Source organism: Streptomyces sp. NPDC093089 (assembly GCF_044754405.1).
GTDB lineage: Bacteria > Actinomycetota > Actinomycetes > Streptomycetales > Streptomycetaceae > Streptomyces.
In genome coordinates this window covers 99,330-118,976 of sequence record NZ_JBIVPA010000010.1, presented here as the reverse complement: position 1 = coordinate 118,976, position 19,647 = coordinate 99,330, and the positions used below count along the sequence as shown (strand labels likewise).

Sequence of the window (19,647 nt, the reverse complement as noted above, 5' to 3'; positions counted from 1 at the left end):
GGAGGGTAGCCCCGTGAAGAAAACCGTCACCACGCTCGCCGACGGGCGCGAGTTGATCTACTACGACACCCGCGACGACGCGGTCCGCACCGCCGTCGACCCGCGCCCCCTCACCCCCGTCGTCTCCCGCTCCGAGATCCGGTACGACGAGCTCACCGGCGACCCCGTCGCCGTCGCCTCGCACCGGCAGGCCCGCACCTACCACCCGCCGGCCGACGCCTGCCCGCTCTGCCCCGCCGTGGACGGCCGCGAGAGCGAGATCCCGGAGGCGGACTACGAGGTGGTGGTCTTCGAGAACCGCTTCCCCTCCCTCTCCGGCGGCGTCGGCCGCTGCGAGGTCGTCTGCTTCACCGACGACCACGCGCTCTCCTTCGCCGACCTCACCGAGGAGCGGGCCCGGCTCGTCCTCGACGCCTGGACCGACCGGACCGCCGCGCTCTCCGTCCTGCCCGGAGTCGAGCAGGTCTACTGCTTCGAGAACCGCGGCCGGGAGATCGGCGTCACCCTGCCGCACGCGCACGGCCAGATCTACGCCTTCCCCTACGTGTCCCCCCGGACGGCCGCCATGCGGCGCCGCACCGACGAGCACCGGGCGGCGACCGGACGGAACCTCTTCGACGACGTCGTCGCCCGCGAGCGCGCCGACGGCGAGCGGGTGGTCCTGGAGACCGAGCACTGGATCGCCTTCGTGCCGTACGCCGCCCACTGGCCGTACGAGGTGCACCTGCACCCCAAGCGCCGGGTCCCGGACCTGCTCGCCCTCGACGAGGCCGCCCGCACAGAGTGCGCACAGGTCTACCTGGAACTCTTGAGGCGCTTCGACCGGATCTTCGGCCCGGACGAGCCGCCGACGCCCTACATCGCCGCCTGGCACCAGGCGCCGTTCTCGGACGAGCGGCGCGAGGACTTCGGACTGCACCTGGAGCTCTTCACCGTCCGACGGGCCTCCGGCAAGCTGAAGTACCTCGCGGGCACCGAGTCCGGCATGGGCGCGTTCATGAACGACGTACGGCCGGAAGACGCGGCCCGACGACTCCGAGAGGTGGCGACCGCATGACCACGCACGCGAAGAGGTACCTGGTGACGGGAGGCGCCGGCTACGTCGGCAGCGTCGTCGCCGCCCACCTCCTGGAACGGGGCCACCGCGTCACCGTCCTCGACGACCTCTCCACCGGCTTCGCCGAAGGGGTCCCGGACGGCGCCGAGTTCGTCGAGGGCCGCGTCCAGGACGCGGCGAAGTGGCTCGACGCCTCCTACGAGGGCGTCCTGCACTTCGCCGCCTTCTCGCAGGTCGGCGAGTCCGTCGCCCGGCCCGAGAAGTACTGGGAGAACAACGTCGGCGGCACCATGGCCCTGCTCGCGGCCATGCGCGACGCCGGGGTGCGCCGGCTCGTCTTCTCCTCCACCGCCGCGACCTACGGCGAACCGGAGACCGTGCCGATCCCCGAGTCCGCGCCCACCTCGCCCACCAGCCCGTACGGGGCGAGCAAGCTGGCCGTCGACCACATGATCGGCGGCGAGTGCGCCGCCCACGGCCTGGCCGCCGTCTCGCTGCGCTACTTCAACGTGGCCGGCGCCCACGGCCCGCTCGGCGAGCGCCACCACCCCGAGTCCCACCTCATCCCGCTCGTCCTCCAGGTCGCCCTGGGCGAGCGGGAGGCGATCTCCGTGTACGGCGAGGACTACCCCACCCCGGACGGCACCTGCGTCCGCGACTACATCCACGTCGCCGACCTCGCCGAGGCCCACCTCCTGGCGCTCGACGCCATGACCGCGGGCTCCGTGCCGGCCGGCGAGCACCTGATCTGCAACCTCGGCAACGGCAACGGCTTCTCCGTCCGCGAGGTCGTCGAGACCGTCCGCGCGGTCACGGGCCACCCGGTCCCCGAGGTCACCGCCGCCCGCCGGCCCGGCGACCCGGCCGTCCTGGTCGCCTCCGCCGACACGGCCCGCGAGCGGCTCGGCTGGACGCCGTCCCGCCCCGACCTGGCCGCCGTCGTCGCCGACGCCTGGGCGTTCGCGCGGCTCCGCGGGGAGGAGGGGGCATGAGCGTCGCCGACGGCTTCGAGGCGCTGTACGGCGCCGCGCCCGACGGGGTGTGGGCCGCCCCCGGGCGGGTCAACCTCATCGGTGAGTACACCGACTTCAACGACGGCTTCGTGCTGCCCCTCGCGCTGCCGCACACCACCGTCGCCGCCGTCTCCCGCCGTGACGACGGCGTCCTGCGGCTGCACTCCGCCGACATCGACGGCGGGATCGTGCAGCTGGAGGTCGACGCCCTGGAGCCGCTGTCCGGCGGCGGCTGGGCGGCCTACCCGGCCGGGGTCGTCTGGGCGCTGCGGGAGGCCGGGCACCCGGTGACCGGGGCGGACGTGCACCTCGCGTCGACCGTGCCGACCGGCGCCGGGCTCTCCTCGTCGGCTGCCCTGGAGGTCGTCACGGGGCTGGCCCTGAACGACCTGTTCGGGCTCGGGCTCTCCCGCCCCGAACTGGCCCGGATCGCCCAGCGCGCCGAGAACGCCTTCGTGGGCGTCCCCTGCGGCGTGATGGACCAGATGGCCTCCGCCTGCGCCGAGGACGGCCACGCCCTCCACCTGGACACCCGGGACCTCTCGTACCGCCAGGTCCCCTTCGACCTGGCCGGCGAGGGCCTGCGGCTGCTCGTCGTCGACACCCGCGTGAAGCACGCGCTCGGGGACGGCGCGTACGCGGAGCGGCGCGCCGGGTGCGAAGCGGGTGCGCGGGCGCTCGGCGTGAAGGCCCTGCGCGACGTGAGCGCCGTGCACCTATCCGAATCCCTCGCCCTCCTGAGCGACGAGACGATCCTGCGGTACGTCCGGCACGTCGTCTCGGACAACGCCCGGGTGGAGCGGGTCATCGCCCTGCTCGACGCCGGCGACACCCGGGCCGTCGGGCCGGTCCTCACGGAGGGGCACGCCTCGCTCCGCGACGACCTGCGGGTGTCCTGTCCTGAACTCGACCTCGTGGTCGAGGCGGCGAACGCGGCGGGGGCGCTCGGCGCCCGGATGACCGGCGGCGGCTTCGGCGGCTCGGCCGTCGTCCTCGTCGACGCCGACCGGGCCGACGAGGTCGCCGCCGCCGTCGGCACGGCCTTCGCCGCCGCCGGGTACGCGGCCCCGGGGATCTTCCCCGCCGTGCCGTCGGAGGGCGCGCGCCGGCTCTGAAACCGGTCCCGCACCCGGACGACTTCGCGCAGTTCCGCCAAACGGCCCCCACCGTGGCGCCCCGCCCCTACTCTGTTGGGCAGCGCCGGTGGGGGCCGGTGCTGTTCAGGGGGCGAGACCCGTCGGGTACGGCGCCGGAAGCGGGGTAACAGTCAACGCACGGCGGCGGCCGGGCGAGCGACGGACCCGCCTCCGGCGTCGTACCGCGCCGGTCCTCTCCTCGACGCATGGGGGTCTCCGTGGCACGTATCCGGGTCCTGGTGGTGGACGACCACCGCATCTTCGCCGAGTCGCTGGCCGCGGCCCTCGCGGCGGAGCCCGACGTCGACGTGGCCGCCGCCGGGAGCGGCCCGGCGGCGCTGCGCTGCCTGGAGCGCGGTATCGCGGAGGGGCGCAGGTTCGACGTGCTCCTGGTCGACGCCGAACTCGGCGCGGGGCCCGCGGGCGCGGCGCAGGCCGGCCGGGCACCGGACGACCCCGAGGCCGCGGTCGACGGGATCTCCCTGGTCGCGGGCGTCCGCCGGGTCCAGCCCGCCGTCCGCACGGTCGTCCTCGGGGAGAAGGACGACCCGCGGCGGGCGGCGCTCGCGCTCCAGGCCGGGGCCTCCGGCTGGGTCGCCAAGGACTGCTCGCTCCAGCGGCTGCTCGCCGTGGTCCGCGGGGTGCTGCGGGACGAGACGCACCTGCCGCCCGCGCTGCTCACGGGCGTCCTGCGGGAGCTGACGGCGGCCCGCAAGCACCGGACGGACAGCGAGCGCCTGGTGGAGTCGCTGACCCCGCGCGAGGCGGAGGTGCTGCGCTGCATGGTCGCGGGGCTGGGCCGCAAGGCGGTCGCCGAGCGGCTCTTCCTCTCCCCGCACACCGTCCGTACGCACATGCAGAACGTGCTGGGGAAGCTGGGCGTGCACTCGACCCTGGCGGCGGTGGCGCTGGCCCGCCGGGCGGGTGTCGGACCGGCCGAGCCGGCTCCCGCGCTAGCCGGGGACGTTGTCGAACGGGGCGGTCAGCCGGCGTAGCAGCGCGGCCAGGTCGCCGCGCTGGGCGCGGGAGAGCTGGGAGAGGATGGCGCGCTCCTGGGCGAGCAGCCCGGCGAGGGCCTCGTCGGCGCGGTCGCGGCCCTCGGGGGTGAGCCGGACGAGGACCCCGCGTCGGTCGCTGGGGTCGGGCAGCCGCTCGACCAGGCCCTTCTTGGTGAGCCGGTCGATGCGGTTGGTCATGGTGCCGGACGTGACGAGGGTCTGGGTGAGGAGCTGGCCGGGGGAGAGCTGGTAGGGCGCGCCGGCCCGGCGGAGCGAGGTGAGGACGTCGAACTCCCAGGGCTCCAGCTGGTGCTCGGAGAAGGCGAGCCGACGGGCGCGGTCGAGGTGCCGGGCGAGCCGCGAGACGCGGCTGAGCACCTCGAGCGGTTCCACGTCGAGGTCGGGGCGCTCGCGGCGCCATGCAGCGACCAGTCGGTCGACCTCGTCCTCCATGACGATCAGTGTAGAGGGTCTGTTGACATAAAGTCTCTTGGGTTCAAGTTTCTTGATGTCGAGTATCTTGGAGTCAAGATATATTTCCCTGGACTACGGGGAAGGGACCCGGCCGGAACTCCGTTCCGCTTCGGCAACACGTGCCAGCAAGGGGGCTTCGAACATGCATTCCGTGGAATCCGCCGCACCCACCTGGGATCCGCAGCAGTACCTCCGCCACTCCGGCCACCGCACCCGGCCGTTCCTCGACCTGCTCGCCCGAATACCGCACCTGCCGGCCCAGGACCGGCCCGCCCGCATCGCCGACCTCGGCTGCGGCCCCGGCAACGTGACGGCCCTCCTCGCCGACCGGTGGGCCGACGCGCACATCACCGGCTTCGACCTCTCGCCGGAGATGCTGGAGCGCGCCGAGAAGGACTGGGCGGGCACCACCCGCGGCGGCGGCTGGCTCGACTTCCGGCCCGCGGACGCCGCCCACTGGACCCCCGACGAGCCCTACGACCTGATCGTCTCCAACGCGGCCCTCCAGTGGGTCCCCAACCACCCCGAGTCCCTCGCCCCCTGGGTCGAGGGGCTCCACCCCGGCGGCACCCTCGCCTTCCAGGTCCCGGGCAACTTCACCTCGCCCAGCCACGCCCTCCTCGGGGAGCTCTGCGACACCCCCGAGTGGCGCGGGCGCCTCGGCGACCAGGGCCGCCGCTTCGTCCACATCCTCGACCCGGCCGAGTACCTCACCCGGCTGACCGACCTCGACTGCGAGACGGACGTCTGGGAGACCACGTACAGCCAGCTCCTCCACGGCGAGGACCCCGTCCTCGACTGGGTCAAGGGCACCGCGCTGCGGCCCGTCCTCACCACCCTCGGCGACGACCAGGAGGCGATCGACGCCTTCCTCGACCAGTACCGGGCGCTGCTCCGCGAGGCCTACCCGGCAGGACCGCACGGCACCGTCTTCCCCTTCCGGCGGATCTTCGCCGTCGCCCGCAAGCGGGGCTGAGCGCACCGGGGGGACGCCGAGGACGGGGGAGACGCACGGGCGCCCCGCACCGGAACTCCGGTGCGGGGCGCCCGCGTGCGCGGCTCAGTACATGGCGTTGTACGTCTGGAAGCCCGTGCCGATGCGGTAGCGCGGCTTGAAGGTGCCGTCGCCGACGCCCAGGTAGCGCCACAGCTCGCCCGCCCCGTTCACCGCGAGCAGGTCGGCCTTGCCGTCGCTGTTGAGGTCGCCGGGGGCCGCGATCCGGGCGTACGTCCAGCCGCTGCCGATCTGCTGCCGCGCCGCGAACGGGGCGTTGGCCACGCCGGTGCCGCGGTACAGGAACAGCCTGCCGTTGCCGTCCCGGGCGATCACGTCCGGACGGCCGTCGCCCGAGTAGTCGCCCGCGCCGATGATCGCGTTGTAGCCCGCCCAGCCGGTGCCGACCTTGATCCGGGCGTGCAGGGCCGTGCCCTCGCCGTTGCCCCGGTACAGGTACAGGTTGCCGGCGGCGTCCCGGCTCAGCAGGTCGCCCCTGCCGTCGCCGTTCAGGTCGCCGATGCCCGCGATCTTGTTGTAGATGTGCCAGCCGCTGCCGAGGATCGTGTCGCCCTCGCCGTACAGGTAGCCCTGGACGACGGGCAGGAAGTCGGCCTCGTTGTCCTCCCCGAGGGACGAGGCCCAGGTGAGGGAGTAGCCGTTCCAGCCGGTGCCGCCCTCGTACCGCTTGCTGAGGCGCCCGTTGTTGTCGGAGTAGTAGACGAAGACCTGGCCCGACTTGTCCCGCGCCAGGACCGCGTTCTTGCCGGAGGAGGCGATCGAGCCCGAACCGCTGAACTGGTCGACCGGCCGCGCCGCGCGGTCGTAGCTGACCTGCGCGCGCGGGCCGAGGCGGCCGTCACCCAGACCGAGGTAGCACCACAGCGTGCCCTCCTGGTCGCGGGCGATCAGGTCGGCCCTGCCGTCGCCGTTCTGGTCGTCGACCGGCACGACCTGGTTGTACGTGCCCCAGCCGGTGCCGACGGCCCGGCGCGGCTTGAACGGGGCCGCCTTGTCGCCGGTGCTGCCGTAGAAGAACAGCTGCCCGCCCAGCGTCCGGGCGAGGACGTCGCCGCGGCCGTCGCCGTCGTTGTCGCCGAGACCCACGACCTGGTCGTACAGGTTCCAGCCGTTGCCCACCTTCGCCGCCGGCCCGAACGGCGCCGTCAGCGAACCGGTCGCCAGGTACAGGTACAGGTCGCCGTTGTGCTTGCGGCCGATGAGGTCGGCCTTGCCGTCGCCGTTCACGTCACCGGGCGAGAAGACCTTGTTGTAGATCGTCCAGCCGTTGCCCACCCACTGGCGGGTGCCGGAGGTCGCCGTGGCGTCGGAGAAGAGCTCCAGCTGCCCGTACTTCGAGACGGTCAGCACCTCGGGAGCGCCGTTGCCGTTCAGGTCGCCGATCGGGACGATGTCGTTCTTCAGGACCGTGGAGCCGCCGTAGCCGATCCACGCCTCGGTCGGCGAGACCGCGGTCGACGGCACGGCGTACAGCGAGCCGTTCCACTCGCGGTTGAGCAGGTCCGTACGGCCGTCGCCGTCCACGTCGAACCGCGGCGGCAGGACCGCGTCGGCCTGGGCCGTGCCGGCCTTGGCCGCGCCGGACAGCGCCGACCAGTCGAGCTTCAGCGCCGTGCGGTCGCGCTGCGGCAGCTCCACGGACGGCCGCGGAGCGGGCTCGGCCACGGCCGGGGACGCCAGCAGCATGCCGGCGGACAGGACGAGCGCGGTGCAGGTCGTGACGCGGCGCGCGCGCCCGGAGAATGCGGAACGCAAAAGATCCCCCCCTGGGGAACGAGAAAAGGGCCCGCGGGCAGGGATCCGCGACGCGTCCGTACGGCAGTCGGCACGTACGGAGGGCGGACACCCCCCTCGGATGTGGACCGGAGTGTACTCCTGTTCGAGTGTGGGGAAGCCACTGTTTTTCCCCGACCCCGTCAGGTCCCCGGCCCGACCGCCGGTCCTCCGGCCCCGACCGCCGGTCCTCCGGCCCCGACCGCCGGTCCTCCGGCCCCGCCCCGCCGGTTCTCCGGTCCCCGCCCCGTCAGCTCTTGCGGTGCCCTATGAGCCGCGGCTTCTGCTCCATGCCGTCGAGGCCGTGCCACGCCAGGTTCACCAGATGGGCGGCCACCTCGGCCTTCCGCGGCTTGCGCACGTCCAGCCACCACTGGCCGGTCAGCGCCACCATGCCCACCAGCGCCTGCGCGTACAGCGGCGCCAGCTTCGGGTCGAAACCGCGGGCCTTGAACTCCAGGCCCAGGATGTCCTCCACCTGCGTGGCGATGTCGCTGATCAGCGACGCGAACGTGCCCGTCGACTGCGCCACCGGCGAGTCCCGCACGAGGATCCGGAAACCGTCCGTGTAGTTCTCGATGTAGTCGAGGAGCGCGAACGCCGCCTGCTCCAGGAGCTCCCGCGGATGCCCGGCCGTCAGCGCGCCCGTCACCCCGTCGAGGAGCTGGCGCATCTCCCGGTCGACGACGACCGCGTACAGCCCCTCCTTGCCGCCGAAGTGCTCGTACACCACCGGCTTGGACACCCCGGCCTTCGCCGCGATCTCCTCCACCGACGTGCCCTCGAAGCCCTTCTCGGCGAAGAGCGTGCGACCGATGTCGAGCAGCTGCTCCCGGCGCTGCGCGCCCGTCATCCGCACCCGACGCCCCCGCCGGGCCTTCTGCTCTCCGCCACTGCCGCCGGTACCGCCGGTCCTGCCCTCGATCGCCACGTCTTCCATCATGCCGCGTCTGCGGACGCGCTCTGGCGGCGGGCTTCGATGCGGGACTTCGCCGGCCAGCGCACGTCGGACGCCCAGCCGAGCTGCTCGAACCAGCGGATCAGCCGCGCGCTGGAGTCGACCTGCCCGCGCAGCACCCCGTGCCGGGCCGACGTCGGGTCCGCGTGGTGCAGGTTGTGCCAGGACTCGCCGCAGGACAGCACCGCGAGCCACCACACGTTGCCCGAGCGGTCACGCGACTTGAACGGCCGCTTGCCCGCCGCGTGGCAGATCGAGTTGATCGACCACGTCACGTGGTGCAGCAGCGACACCCGCACCAGGGAGCCCCAGAAGAACGCGGTGAACGCGCCCCACCACGACCACGTCACCAGACCGCCGACCAGCGGCGGGATCGCCAGCGACACCACCGTCCACAGCACGAACTGGCGGGAGATCGCCCGGATCGCCGGGTCCTTGATCAGATCGGGCGCGTACTTGTGCTGCGGAGTCCGCTCCTCGTCGAACATCCAGCCGATGTGCGCCCACCACAGGCCCTTCATCAGCGCCGGCACCGTCTCGCCGAACCGCCACGGCGAATGCGGGTCGCCCTCGGCGTCCGAGAACTTGTGGTGCTTGCGGTGGTCCGCCACCCAGCGCACCAGCGGACCCTCCACCGCGAGCGACCCCATGACCGCGAGCGCGATCCGCAGCGGCCGCTTCGCCTTGAAGGCGCCGTGCGTGAAGTAGCGGTGGAAACCGATCGTGATGCCGTGGCAGCCGACGAAGTACATGACGACCATCAGCACCAGGTCCAGCCAGCTCACCCCCCAGCCCCACGCCAGCGGCACCGCCGCGAGCAGCGCCACGAACGGCACCGTGATGAAGAGCAGCAGCGCGACCTGCTCGAGCGAACCCTTGCGGTCGCCGCCGAGCGTGGCGAAGGTCAGGGCCGCGGTGCCCTCGGACGTCGCGGGCGCCGAGGTCACCTCGGGGCTCATGGTCATGGATGTCCCCTGGGGGTGAGGGTGAGAGTGGGGGAATGTACGAGAAAGTACGGAAAGACACGGCCGAGGCTACGCCTCCGTAACCTACGGCGTCGTAAGTATGGCAGCGCCGTGGCGCGCGGCAAGAGGGCACAACAGGGCCCTGGCCGCCGTCCACGGGTTGGACACCTATCCTGGGTGCGTCGGACAGCGCGGTCCGCAAGCCTCCAGAACCCCTCCAGACGTGCTGAAACACTGCAAGGAGCCGCACCTGTGAGCAGTGCCGACCAGACCCCCACCGCCAGCACCGAGCTGCGCGCCGACATCCGCCGACTGGGCGACCTCCTCGGCGAGACCCTCGTCCGCCAGGAGGGCCACGAGCTCCTCGACCTCGTCGAGAAGGTCCGCCGCCTCACCCGGGAGGACGGCGAGGCCGCGGCCGAGCTCCTCCAGGGCGTCGAGCTGGAGACCGCAGCCAAGCTGGTGCGCGCCTTCTCCACCTACTTCCACCTGGCGAACGTCACCGAGCAGGTCCACCGCGGCCGCGAGATGCGCGAGAAGCGCGCCGCCGAGGGCGGCCTCCTCGCCCGCACCGTCGACATGCTCAAGGACGGCGACCCCGAGCACGTACGCGAGACGGTCAAGAACCTCAACGTACGGCCCGTCTTCACCGCGCACCCCACCGAGGCCGCCCGCCGCTCCGTCCTCAACAAGCTGCGCCGGATCGCCGCCCTCCTGGAGACCCCGGTCATCGAGGCCGACCGCCGCCGCCACGACCTGCGGCTCGCCGAGAACATCGACCTCATCTGGCAGACCGACGAACTCCGGGTCGTCCGCCCCGAGCCCGCCGACGAGGCCCGCAACGCCATCTACTACCTCGACGAGCTGCACGCCAACGCCGTCGGCGACGTCCTGGAGGACCTCGCCGCCGAGCTGGAGCGCGTCGGCGTCGAACTCCCCGCCGGCACCCGCCCGCTGACCTTCGGCACCTGGATCGGCGGCGACCGCGACGGCAACCCCAACGTCACCCCGCAGGTGACCTGGGACGTCCTGATCCTCCAGCACGAGCACGGCATCACCGACGCCCTCGAACTCGTCGACTACCTGCGCGGACTGCTCTCCAACTCCATCCGCTACGCCGGGGCCACCCAGGAACTCCTGGACTCCCTCCAGCGCGACCTGGAGCTCCTCCCGGAGATCAGCCCCCGCTACAAGCGCCTCAACGCCGAGGAGCCCTACCGGCTCAAGGCCACCTGCATCCGGCAGAAGCTCGTCAACACCCGCGAGCGCCTCGCCACCGGCACCCCGCACCAGGACGGCCGCGACTACCTCGGCACCGCCGAGCTCCTCCGCGACCTCACCCTCATCCAGACCTCGCTGCGCGAGCACCGCGGCGGCCTCTTCGCCGACGGCCGGATGGACCGCACCATCCGCACCCTCTCCGCCTTCGGCCTCCAGCTCGCCACCATGGACGTCCGCGAGCACGCCGACGCCCACCACCACGCCCTCGGGCAGCTCTTCGACCGCCTCGGCGAGGAGTCCTGGCGGTACGCCGACATGCCCCGCGACTACCGGCAGAAGCTCCTCGCCAAGGAGCTCCGCTCGCGCCGCCCGCTCGCCCCCACCCCGGCGCCGCTGGACGCCGCCGGCGAGAAGACGCTCGGCGTCTTCCACACCATCAAGGAGGCCTTCGAGCGCTTCGGCCCGGAGGTCATCGAGTCGTACATCATCTCGATGTGCCAGGGCGCCGACGACGTCTTCGCCGCCGCCGTCCTCGCCCGCGAGGCCGGCCTGATCGACCTGCACGGCGGCTGGGCCAAGATCGGCATCGTGCCGCTCCTGGAGACCACCGACGAGCTCAAGGCCGCCGACGTCATCCTCGACGGCATGCTCGCCGACCCCTCCTACCGGCGCCTCGTCTCACTCCGCGGCGACGTCCAGGAGGTCATGCTCGGCTACTCGGACTCCTCCAAGTTCGGCGGCATCACCACCTCCCAGTGGGAGATCCACCGCGCCCAGCGCAGGCTCCGCGACGTCGCCCACCGCTACGGCGTCCGCCTCCGCCTCTTCCACGGCCGCGGCGGCACCGTCGGCCGCGGCGGCGGCCCCTCGCACGACGCGATCCTCGCCCAGCCCTGGGGCACGCTGGAGGGCGAGATCAAGGTGACCGAGCAGGGCGAGGTCATCTCCGACAAGTACCTGATCCCGTCCCTGGCGCGGGAGAACCTGGAACTGACGGTCGCCGCCACGCTCCAGGCCTCCGCCCTGCACACCTCGCCGCGCCAGTCCGACGACGCCCTGGCCCGCTGGGACGCGGCCATGGACACCGTCTCGGACGCCGCCCACACCGCGTACCGCAAGCTCGTCGAGGACCCGGACCTCCCCTCGTACTTCTTCGCGGCCACCCCGGTCGACCAGTTGGCCGACCTCCACCTGGGCTCCCGTCCCTCGCGCCGCCCCGACTCGGGTGCCGGACTCGACGGACTGCGGGCCATCCCGTGGGTGTTCGGCTGGACCCAGTCCCGCCAGATCGTCCCCGGCTGGTTCGGCGTCGGCTCCGGCCTCAAGGCCCTGCGCGAGGCCGGCCTCGACCCGGTCCTCGGCGAGATGTACGAACGCTGGCACTTCTTCCGCAACTTCCTCGCCAACGTCGAGATGACGCTCGCGAAGACGGACCTGCGGATCGCCCGCCACTACGTCGACACCCTGGTCCCCGACGACCTCAAGCACGTCTTCGACACCATCGAGGCCGAGCACGCGCTGACCGTCGCCGAGGTCCTCAAGATCACCGGCGGCGAGCAGCTCCTCGACTCCAACCCGGTGCTCCAGCAGACGTTCGCCATCCGCGACGCCTACCTCGACCCGATCTCGTACCTCCAGGTCGCCCTCCTCGCCCGCCAGCGCGCGGACGCCGAGCGCGGCGAGGACCCGGACCCGCTCCTCGCGCGGGCCCTGCTCCTCACGGTGAACGGCGTCGCCGCGGGCCTCCGCAACACCGGCTGACCCGCCCCCCGTTCATGACCGTGCCCCCGTCGGGAGACCCGACGGGGGCACGGTCGTCCGACGCTACGGCGCTGTTACTGCTGCGCCTTGCGACGACGGGTCACCAGGACCGCACCGGCGGCCGCGAGGGCGAGCGCCGCGGCGGCCAGCATCCCCACGGGGGCGCTGGAACCGGTCTCGGCGAGGTCGCCCTCGCCCTTGGTGTCCGAACCACCGGTGCCACCGGCCGACGCGGACGCCGACGGGGACTCGGAGCCACCCGGGGTCGTCTCGCCCGGAGTCGGGCTCTCGGTGCCGGGGGTGGTGGTCTCCGTGCCCGGAGTGGTGGTCTCCGTGCCCGGGGTGGTGGTCTCCGTGCCGGGAGTCGTCGTCTCCGTGCCCGGAGTGGTGGTCTCCGTGCCCGGGGTCGTCGTCTCCGTGCCCGGGGTGGTGGTCTCGGTGACCGGGGTGGCGGGGCAGGTGTGGGAGAGGTTGAACCACTCCTTCTTCAGCGTGCCGACGACCTCGGCCGAGGCGGCGACCAGCTTGGCGCCCGGCTCCGAGCTCGCGTAGGCGTGCTTGTCGCTCGGGGGACCGAAGGTGGTGATGGTCTGGACACCACCGGGCTCGAACTCGACCGTCAGCTTGGTGAAGACGGCGTTCCCGTCCTTGCCGCTGCCCGGCAGCACGAAGTGCCAGCCGTCCTTGCCGTCCGGGACGGTGGGGCATTCGCCCTTCTCGCCGAACTCCTCGGCGGTGATAGGAAGGTCCTCGACCTGGTGCAGCGGGATCGGCGTGGGAGCCGACGCGGAGGCGACCGGGGCCAGGACGAGGGAGCCCGCCATTGCCGCGACAAGTGCGGCTGCGGGTATGAGGGAGCGTCGCATGTGCAGTCGTCCATCTGTGGGATGAGGATGCCGTGGGAGGTGGCTGGGGCAGCCTATCGACCCCCTTAAGCCGTGCTTAACCCAGAGCTCCATAACGATTGCGCCAGGAACCCGGCGCAATCCGCTCAGAGCGCGAGGAAAGCCGCGACGAGCAGCGCTCCGCCGATGCCGGCGACCGACCACGCGGTCCGCGGCAGCCGCATGCCGCCGCCTATGAGCGGCGCGGCGAGGAGGAGCGCGCCGCCGAGCGGGAGCCAGGCGTGCAGGCCGCCGCCCCAGCCCGTGCGTACGCCCTCGTCGGTGCCGGGCTTCACGACGACGGGGATCGTGGTGCCCTTCTCCGCCGCGACCGAGCGCGCGATCGTCAGCGTCCGCCGCGTCGACGACGGGTCCTCGGGTGTGTAGGCGCCGCTGCAGGTTTCCTCCGTGCAGCCGGTCACCGTCAGCGTCCCGTGCTCGCGGCCCTTGGCGAGCAGGACGTGCTGGGCCGAGTTCCAGGAGGTCCACGCGCCCGCGACGAGGAGGAGGAGCGCGACGAGGGCCATGGCGGCGTTACGGACGTGCGTCATGACCCGCGATCGTACAGTCGTACGTTCCGACCGCCGGAGGGTCAGGTCCCGTCCGGAAGTGGCGTCGGCCGGGACTTTCCGGACAGGGCCTACGAGTTGTACGCCGACTGGGCCCGCTCCAGGCCCTCCGCCACCAGGCATTCGACGGAGTCGGCCGCGCGGTCGACGAACCAGTCGAGTTCCTTGCGCTCGGTGGAGGAGAAGTCCTTGAGGACGAAGTCGGCGACCTGCATGCGGCCCGGCGGGCGGCCGATGCCGCAGCGGACGCGGTGGTACTCGGCGGTCATCGCCTTGGTCATGGACTTGAGGCCGTTGTGGCCGTTGTCGCCGCCGCCGAGCTTCAGGCGCAGCGTGGCGTAGTCGATGTCCAGTTCGTCGTGGACGGCGACGACGTGCGCCGTCGGCACCTTGTAGAAGTCCCGCAGTGCCGTCACGGGGCCGCCGGAGAGGTTCATGTACGACATCGGCTTCACGAGGATCACGCGGCGGTTCTCGGGGCCGGGAGGGCCCATCCGGCCCTCGACGACCTGCGCCTGGGCCTTCTGCGCGCGCTTGAACGAGCCGCGCATCCGCTCGGCGAGCAGGTCGACGACCATGAAGCCGATGTTGTGGCGGTTGGCGGCGTACTCGGGCCCGGGGTTGCCGAGGCCGACGATCAGCCAGGGGGCGTTGGCGTCGTCCGTCATGTGCGTCAGGTCTCCTCGTATCCGTCCACGCGCGTGCGTGCTTCCGTGCAAGAGAAACGGGGTGACGGGCCGCACGGCCCGTCACCCCGTCACGTCAGGCAGAGCCTACGGCTCAGGCCTCGGCGCCCTCGGTGGCCTCGGCCTCGGCGGCCGGCTCCTCGGCCTGCGCGGCCAGGACCTGCAGGACGACGGCGTCGGCGTCGGTGACCAGGGTCACGCCGCCCGGGAGGGTGATGTCCTTGGCGAGGACGGAGGAGCCGGCCTCCAGGCCCTCGACGGAGACCGTGACGGCCTCGGGGAGGTGGGTGGCCTCGGCCTCGACGGACAGGGTGGAGAGCACGTGCTCCAGCAGGTTGCCGCCGGCGGCCAGCTCGCCCTCGGCCTGGACCGGGACCTCGACGGTGACCTTCTCGCCGCGCTTGACGAGGAGCAGGTCGACGTGGACCAGGAAGCCCTTGATGGCGTCGCGCTGGACGGCCTTCGGGATCGCCAGCTCGTTGGTGCCGTCGATGTCGAGGGAGAGCAGGACGTTCGGCGTACGCAGCGCCATGCCGAGCTCGTGGGCCGGGAGGGTGATGTGGACCGGCTCGGAACCGTGGCCGTAGACGACGGCGGGAACCTGGGCGTTGCGGCGGATGGCGCGGGCGGCGCCCTTGCCGAACTCCGAGCGGACGGAAGCGGCGAGCTTGACCTCGGACATGTGGCACTCCTCGTAGAAGGTGTCGAAAGAAGACGGTCACCCGGCCACGACTGGCGATGGCCTGCTACGAAGAGCGCGTCGATAACGGACCGCCGTGACCCCATGGGGTACGGCCTCCCTCGCCGAGCAACTACGGCAGTCTACCGGCCCGCCGTCCGACCACCCAATTGGATCACCGGAACACGGCGGAGGGCCGCTCCCCCGAACGGGGAAGCGGCCCTCACGCACGGGCTCTCGCCGTGGCTCAGTGCTCCTCGAAGAGGCTCGTCACGGAGCCGTCCTCGAAGACCTCGCGCACCGCGCGCGCGATCGTCGGGGCGATCGAGAGCACCGTGATCTTGTCCAGCTCCAGGGCGCCGGGCACCGGCAGCGTGTCCGTGAACACGAACTCGCTGACCTTGGAGTTCTTGAGGCGGTCCGCGGCCGGGCCCGACAGGATGCCGTGCGTGGCCGTCACGATGACGTCCTCGGCGCCGTGCGCGAACAGGGCGTCCGCGGCGGCGCAGATCGTGCCGCCGGTGTCGACCATGTCGTCCACCAGGACGCAGACGCGGCCCTTCACGTCACCGACGACCTCGTGCACGGTGACCTGGTTGGCGACGTCCTTGTCGCGGCGCTTGTGCACGATCGCGAGGGGGGCGTCCAGGCGGTCGCACCAGCGGTCGGCGACCCGTACGCGGCCCGCGTCCGGGGAGACGATCGTCAGCTTGTCGCGGTCGACCTTGGCGCCCACGTAGTCCGCGAGGACCGGGAGGGCGGACAGGTGGTCCACGGGGCCGTCGAAGAAGCCCTGGATCTGGTCGGTGTGCAGGTCGACCGTCAGGATGCGGTCGGCGCCCGACGTCTTGAGCAGGTCCGCCACCAGGCGCGCCGAGATCGGCTCGCGGCCGCGGTGCTTCTTGTCCTGGCGGGCGTAGCCGTAGGACGGGATGATCACGGTGATGCTCCGGGCCGAGGCCCGCTTGAGAGCATCGATCATGATCAGCTGCTCCATGATCCACTTGTTGATCGGAGCCGTGTGGCTCTGGATCAGGAAGCAGTCCGCGCCGCGGGCCGACTCCTGGAAGCGGACGTAGATCTCACCGTTGGCGAAGTCGAACGCCTTGGTCGGAACGAGACCGACGCCCAGCTGGTGCGCGACCTCCTCGGCCAGCTCGGGGTGGGCGCGGCCGGAGAAGAGCATCAGCTTCTTCTCGCCGGTCGTCTTGATCCCGGTCACAGCACTGTCTCCTCAGACGTGTTCTCTGGCCGCGATCCCGCGCCTGTCGAGCGCATGGGCGAACCAGCCGAATTTGTGTGCACGTATCACGGTACGCCGAGTTCGACGTACCCGTTTCCGGTCAGCTTTCGCCGGCGGAGTCCTCAGAGGTGGCCTGAGCTGCCTGCGCGGCGGCGCTGCCGGGACGCTTCCGGGCCACCCAACCCTCGATATTCCGCTGCTGGCCCCGGGCCACCGCCAGCGAACCGGCCGGCACGTCCTTCGTGATCACGGACCCCGCGGCGGTGTAGGCACCGTCGCCGATGGTGATGGGAGCCACAAACATGTTGTCCGACCCCGTACGGCAGTGGGAGCCGATCGTGGTGTGGTGCTTCGCCTCGCCGTCGTAGTTCACGAAGACGCTCGCCGCGCCGATGTTCGTGAACTCGCCGATCGTCGCGTCACCCACGTACGACAGGTGGGGGACCTTCGTGCCCTCGCCGATCGTCGCGTTCTTCATCTCGACGTACGTGCCGGCCTTGGACTTCCGGCCGAGGTTCGTCCCCGGGCGCAGGTACGCGAACGGGCCCACGGAGGCGGACTCGCCGATCACGGCCGAGTAGGCGACGGTGTTGTCCACCCGGGCGCCCTTGCCGACGGTGGTGTCCGTCAGACGCGTGTTCGGGCCGACCTCGGCGTCCTCGCCGATGTGCGTCGCGCCGAGCAGCTGCGTACCCGGCAGGATCACCGCGTCCGGCTCGAACGTCACCGTCACGTCCACGAACACCGACGCCGGGTCGACCACGGTGACGCCGGCGAGCATCGCCGCCTCGATCAGCCGCCGGTTCAGCAGGGCGCGCGCCTCGGCGAGCTGCACCCGGTTGTTGATGCCGAGGATCTCGCGGTGGTCGCCCGCCACGGAGGCGCCGACCCGGTGGCCGGCCTCGCGCAGGATCGACAGGACGTCGGTGAGGTACTCCTCGCCCTGGCTGTTGTCCGTCCGCACCTGGCCGAGCGCCTCGGCGAGCAGCTTCCCGTCGAACGCGAACACACCCGAGTTGATCTCCCGGATGGCGCGCTGCTCGTCGGACGCGTCCTTGTGCTCGACGATCTCGGTCACCGCGCCGGAGGCGTCGCGGACGATCCGCCCGTAACCCGTGGAGTCCGGCACCTCGGCGGTCAGCACGGTCACGGCGTTGCCGTCGGCGGCGTGCGTGCCGGCCAGCGCCTTCAGCGTCCCGCCGGACAGCAGCGGGGTGTCGCCGCAGACGACGACCACGGTGCCCTCGGGCGCCTCGCCCAGCTCCTCCAGCGCCATCCGCACCGCGTGCCCGGTGCCGTTCTGCTCCTCCTGGACGGCGGTGCGGGTGCCCGCGTAGTGCTCCTCCAGGTGTCCCCGCACCTGCTCGCGGGCGTGGCCGACGACCACGACGAGGTGCTCGGGCTCCAGCTCCCGCGCGGCGGACACGACGTGCCCGACGAGGGACCGCCCGGCGATCTCGTGCAGGACCTTGGGAGTCTTCGACTTCATACGGGTGCCCTCACCCGCTGCGAGGACGACGACGGCTGCCGGGCGGTTGGCGCTCACGGGAATGCCCTTCGGCTTTGGGTGGTGGACCCACGAAGGATACCGGGGGGCAAGGGGGCGGACATGAGTGCGGGTCCTGACCGTGGTGGTCAGGACCCGCTCGCTCGCTGCTCCCCTGCCAGGACTCGAACCCGGACATAGGACTCCAAAGGTCCCAGTGCTGCCGATTACACCACAGGGGATGGTGTACGCCACCCAACGGACGATCTTTCTGCCCCGTCCGCCCGGCGGCCTCCCACTATGCCGTACCAGGCCCCTTCGTCGCGACGGTACGGGCGGGAGCCCGGCCGCCCGGGCGATCGGACGACCCGCCCGTAGGGTGGTGGCCATGACCACAACGGGGGCAGACCGGGACGCCGAGGGCGTCGGGAGTTGGTGGTGGTGGGGGAGAGGACGGAGTGTCGTCCTCGACGTCGGACTCGCGCTGGTATCGGCGCTGGAGTGCGCGGTCGAGGGGGTGGGATTCGCCGGGAAGGCCGGCCTGCCGGTGCCCGTGGGCGTGCTGTTCGGGCTGATCACGGGGTCCGTGCTGCTGCTGCGCCGGCGCTGGCCCATCGCGGTCGTGCTCGTGTCGATCGCCGTGGCGCCCGCCGAGATGGGCTTCCTCATGGGGATCGTCGGGCTGTACACGCTCGCCGCCTCCGAGGTGCCCCGCCGGATCACCGCCGTCCTGGCCGGTATGTCGACGGTGGCCGTGTTCGTCGTGACCGTGGTGGGGCTGCGGCAGGACGTGGCCCAGGTCGACGACGGCCCCCGGGACTTCGACCCGAGCGGCTGGTACGTGCCGATCGTGTCGCTCTTCATGACCCTCGGGCTCAACGCCCCGCCGGTGCTCCTCGGCCTGTACACGGGGGCGCGGCGCCGGCTCATGGAGAGCCTGCGGGAGCGGGCGGACAGCCTGGAGCAGGAGCTCTCGCTCCTCGCCGACCGGGCGGAGCAGCGGGCGCAGTGGGCGCGCCAGGAGGAGCGGACCCGGATCGCGCGGGAGATGCACGACGTCGTGGCGCACCGGGTGTCGCTCATGGTCGTGCACGCGGCGGCGCTGCAGGCCGTGGCGCTGAAGGACCCGCAGAAGGCGGTGCGGAACGCCGCCCTCGTGGGTGACATGGGTCGGCAGGCCCTCACCGAGCTGAGGGAGATGCTGGGCGTGCTCCGCGAGGGGTCCGCCCCGGCGGCTCCCGCCGCGGTGCCGCTCGCCGCCGTGGGGCGGGCCGCGGCGGCCGCCGCCGAGGCCGCCGCCGACGACGGGCCCTGCCTGGACGCCCTGGAGGCGCTCTGCGAGCAGTCCCGGCTCGCGGGCGCGGCCGTGGAGTTCGTGGTGATGGGCGAGGCCCGCCCGTACGCCCCCGAGGTGGAGCGGACGGCGTACCGGGTGGTGCAGGAGGCGCTGACCAACGTCCACAAGCACGCGGTGGGCGCCGCCGTCGTGGTGCGGCTCGCGCATCGGGACGCCGAGGTCGCCATGCAGGTCGAGAACGGCCCCCGCCCGTCGGACGCGGGCGACACCGACGTACGGCTGCCCAGCGGTGGCAACGGCCTCGTCGGGATGCGGGAGCGCGTGCTCCGGCTCGGCGGGGTGTTCGTGTCGGGCGCGACGGACGCCGGGGGGTTCCGGGTGTCGGCGGTCCTGCCGGTGGCCGGGGCGGAACCGGCCGCGTAGCCGGGCGCG

The 19,647-nt window shown here is 72.3% G+C and carries 17 protein-coding genes and 1 tRNA gene; 7 read left to right on the top strand and 11 right to left on the bottom strand.

Features of this window, described 5'->3' with window-relative positions; genetic code table 11:
* Positions 1–13 precede the first annotated feature (13 nt).
* The 4 genes from galT (at position 14) to ACIQFX_RS23905 (ending at position 4,201) form a co-directional block, all read left to right on the top strand.
* Complete coding sequence (gene galT, locus ACIQFX_RS23920) at positions 14–1,057, top strand: galactose-1-phosphate uridylyltransferase (RefSeq protein WP_402466807.1); 1,044 nt, start codon at positions 14–16, stop codon at positions 1,055–1,057.
* Positions 1,054–2,049 carry a UDP-glucose 4-epimerase GalE gene (gene galE, locus ACIQFX_RS23915; protein ID WP_402466804.1) on the top strand — a complete coding sequence of 332 codons (996 nt, stop codon included), beginning with the start codon at positions 1,054–1,056 and terminating at the stop codon, positions 2,047–2,049. Before galT ends, galE begins: the two co-directional genes overlap by 4 nt.
* Positions 2,046–3,185, top strand: a complete 1,140-nt coding sequence (galK, locus tag ACIQFX_RS23910; protein WP_402466802.1) for a galactokinase — start codon at positions 2,046–2,048, stop codon at positions 3,183–3,185. Before galE ends, galK begins: the two co-directional genes overlap by 4 nt.
* 227 nt (positions 3,186–3,412) lie before the next feature.
* Entirely contained in the window at positions 3,413–4,201 is a 789-nt protein-coding gene (locus ACIQFX_RS23905; protein ID WP_402466800.1) for a LuxR C-terminal-related transcriptional regulator, read from the top strand.
* Here ACIQFX_RS23905 and ACIQFX_RS23900 read toward each other — a convergent pair.
* The gene (locus ACIQFX_RS23900) at positions 4,160–4,657 is read right to left on the bottom strand and encodes a MarR family winged helix-turn-helix transcriptional regulator (protein ID WP_402466797.1); all 498 of its coding nucleotides are present in this window, start codon (positions 4,655–4,657) and stop codon (positions 4,160–4,162) included. The genes ACIQFX_RS23905 and ACIQFX_RS23900 overlap by 42 nt on opposite strands.
* Positions 4,658–4,820: 163 nt before the next feature.
* Here ACIQFX_RS23900 and ACIQFX_RS23895 point away from each other — a divergent pair, with 163 nt between their 5' ends.
* Positions 4,821–5,654 (top strand): trans-aconitate 2-methyltransferase, encoded by an 834-nt coding sequence (locus ACIQFX_RS23895; RefSeq protein ID WP_402466795.1) that lies wholly within the window; start codon positions 4,821–4,823, stop codon positions 5,652–5,654.
* A gap of 84 nt (positions 5,655–5,738) precedes the next feature.
* Here the strand turns inward: ACIQFX_RS23895 and ACIQFX_RS23890 are convergent, their stop codons facing one another.
* The 3 genes from ACIQFX_RS23890 to ACIQFX_RS23880 form a co-directional block, all read right to left on the bottom strand.
* Positions 5,739–7,448, bottom strand: a complete 1,710-nt coding sequence (locus ACIQFX_RS23890; protein ID WP_402466792.1) for an FG-GAP repeat domain-containing protein — start codon at positions 7,446–7,448, stop codon at positions 5,739–5,741.
* Between the two features lie 268 nt (positions 7,449–7,716).
* Positions 7,717–8,406 carry a TetR family transcriptional regulator gene (locus ACIQFX_RS23885; RefSeq protein ID WP_402467398.1) on the bottom strand — a complete coding sequence of 230 codons (690 nt, stop codon included), beginning with the start codon at positions 8,404–8,406 and terminating at the stop codon, positions 7,717–7,719.
* Positions 8,406–9,389, bottom strand: coding sequence for an acyl-CoA desaturase (locus ACIQFX_RS23880; protein ID WP_402466790.1), 984 nt, complete (start codon positions 9,387–9,389; stop codon positions 8,406–8,408). The genes ACIQFX_RS23885 and ACIQFX_RS23880 overlap by 1 nt, the downstream gene beginning before the upstream one ends.
* Before the next feature lie 252 nt (positions 9,390–9,641).
* On the opposite strand from ACIQFX_RS23880, the gene ppc reads away from it, so the two are divergent.
* Positions 9,642–12,371, top strand: a complete 2,730-nt coding sequence (gene ppc, locus ACIQFX_RS23875; protein ID WP_402466787.1) for a phosphoenolpyruvate carboxylase — start codon at positions 9,642–9,644, stop codon at positions 12,369–12,371.
* Between the two features lie 74 nt (positions 12,372–12,445).
* On the opposite strand, the gene ACIQFX_RS23870 is transcribed toward ppc, so the two are convergent.
* The 7 genes from ACIQFX_RS23870 to ACIQFX_RS23840 all read right to left on the bottom strand — a co-directional run bounded on the left by ACIQFX_RS23870 (position 12,446) and on the right by ACIQFX_RS23840 (position 18,160).
* Complete coding sequence (locus ACIQFX_RS23870; protein WP_402466785.1) at positions 12,446–13,237, bottom strand: LPXTG cell wall anchor domain-containing protein; 792 nt, start codon at positions 13,235–13,237, stop codon at positions 12,446–12,448.
* Positions 13,238–13,362: 125 nt separating this feature from the next.
* A complete protein-coding gene (locus ACIQFX_RS23865; protein ID WP_402466782.1) occupies positions 13,363–13,806 on the bottom strand; it encodes a hypothetical protein in 444 nt (147 codons plus the stop codon).
* 89 nt (positions 13,807–13,895) lie between these two features.
* Complete coding sequence (pth, locus tag ACIQFX_RS23860) at positions 13,896–14,492, bottom strand: aminoacyl-tRNA hydrolase (RefSeq protein WP_402466779.1); 597 nt, start codon at positions 14,490–14,492, stop codon at positions 13,896–13,898.
* A 112-nt stretch (positions 14,493–14,604) separates the two neighbouring features.
* Positions 14,605–15,192: a 50S ribosomal protein L25/general stress protein Ctc gene (locus ACIQFX_RS23855; RefSeq protein ID WP_402466777.1), complete on the bottom strand. Its 588-nt coding sequence runs from the start codon at positions 15,190–15,192 to the stop codon at positions 14,605–14,607.
* Positions 15,193–15,436: 244 nt separating this feature from the next.
* Complete coding sequence (locus ACIQFX_RS23850) at positions 15,437–16,411, bottom strand: ribose-phosphate diphosphokinase (RefSeq protein ID WP_116160552.1); 975 nt, start codon at positions 16,409–16,411, stop codon at positions 15,437–15,439.
* A 121-nt stretch (positions 16,412–16,532) separates the two neighbouring features.
* Positions 16,533–17,978 (bottom strand): bifunctional UDP-N-acetylglucosamine diphosphorylase/glucosamine-1-phosphate N-acetyltransferase GlmU, encoded by a 1,446-nt coding sequence (gene glmU, locus ACIQFX_RS23845; protein ID WP_402466774.1) that lies wholly within the window; start codon positions 17,976–17,978, stop codon positions 16,533–16,535.
* 110 nt (positions 17,979–18,088) lie between these two features.
* Positions 18,089–18,160, bottom strand: a tRNA-Gln gene (locus ACIQFX_RS23840).
* A 146-nt stretch (positions 18,161–18,306) separates the two neighbouring features.
* Between ACIQFX_RS23840 and ACIQFX_RS23835 the strand changes: the two genes are divergently transcribed.
* Positions 18,307–19,638: a sensor histidine kinase gene (locus ACIQFX_RS23835; RefSeq protein ID WP_402466772.1), complete on the top strand. Its 1,332-nt coding sequence runs from the start codon at positions 18,307–18,309 to the stop codon at positions 19,636–19,638.
* Positions 19,639–19,647 lie beyond the last annotated feature (9 nt).

What these genes read in the sequence shown, in the direction of transcription:
- galE (WP_402466804.1), top strand. Translation starts at nt 1,054, where the DNA reads ATGACCACGCACGCGAAGAGGTACCTGGTGACGGGAGGCGCCGGCTAC.
- galK (WP_402466802.1), top strand. Translation starts at nt 2,046, where the DNA reads ATGAGCGTCGCCGACGGCTTCGAGGCGCTGTACGGCGCCGCGCCCGAC.
- ACIQFX_RS23905 (WP_402466800.1), top strand. Translation starts at nt 3,413, where the DNA reads ATGGGGGTCTCCGTGGCACGTATCCGGGTCCTGGTGGTGGACGACCAC.
- ACIQFX_RS23900 (WP_402466797.1), bottom strand. Translation starts at nt 4,657, where the DNA reads ATGGAGGACGAGGTCGACCGACTGGTCGCTGCATGGCGCCGCGAGCGC.
- ACIQFX_RS23895 (WP_402466795.1), top strand. Translation starts at nt 4,821, where the DNA reads ATGCATTCCGTGGAATCCGCCGCACCCACCTGGGATCCGCAGCAGTAC.
- ACIQFX_RS23885 (WP_402467398.1), bottom strand. Translation starts at nt 8,406, where the DNA reads ATGGAAGACGTGGCGATCGAGGGCAGGACCGGCGGTACCGGCGGCAGT.
- ACIQFX_RS23880 (WP_402466790.1), bottom strand. Translation starts at nt 9,389, where the DNA reads ATGACCATGAGCCCCGAGGTGACCTCGGCGCCCGCGACGTCCGAGGGC.
- ACIQFX_RS23870 (WP_402466785.1), bottom strand. Translation starts at nt 13,237, where the DNA reads ATGCGACGCTCCCTCATACCCGCAGCCGCACTTGTCGCGGCAATGGCG.
- ACIQFX_RS23865 (WP_402466782.1), bottom strand. Translation starts at nt 13,806, where the DNA reads ATGACGCACGTCCGTAACGCCGCCATGGCCCTCGTCGCGCTCCTCCTC.
- pth (WP_402466779.1), bottom strand. Translation starts at nt 14,492, where the DNA reads ATGACGGACGACGCCAACGCCCCCTGGCTGATCGTCGGCCTCGGCAAC.
- ACIQFX_RS23855 (WP_402466777.1), bottom strand. Translation starts at nt 15,192, where the DNA reads ATGTCCGAGGTCAAGCTCGCCGCTTCCGTCCGCTCGGAGTTCGGCAAG.
- ACIQFX_RS23835 (WP_402466772.1), top strand. Translation starts at nt 18,307, where the DNA reads ATGACCACAACGGGGGCAGACCGGGACGCCGAGGGCGTCGGGAGTTGG.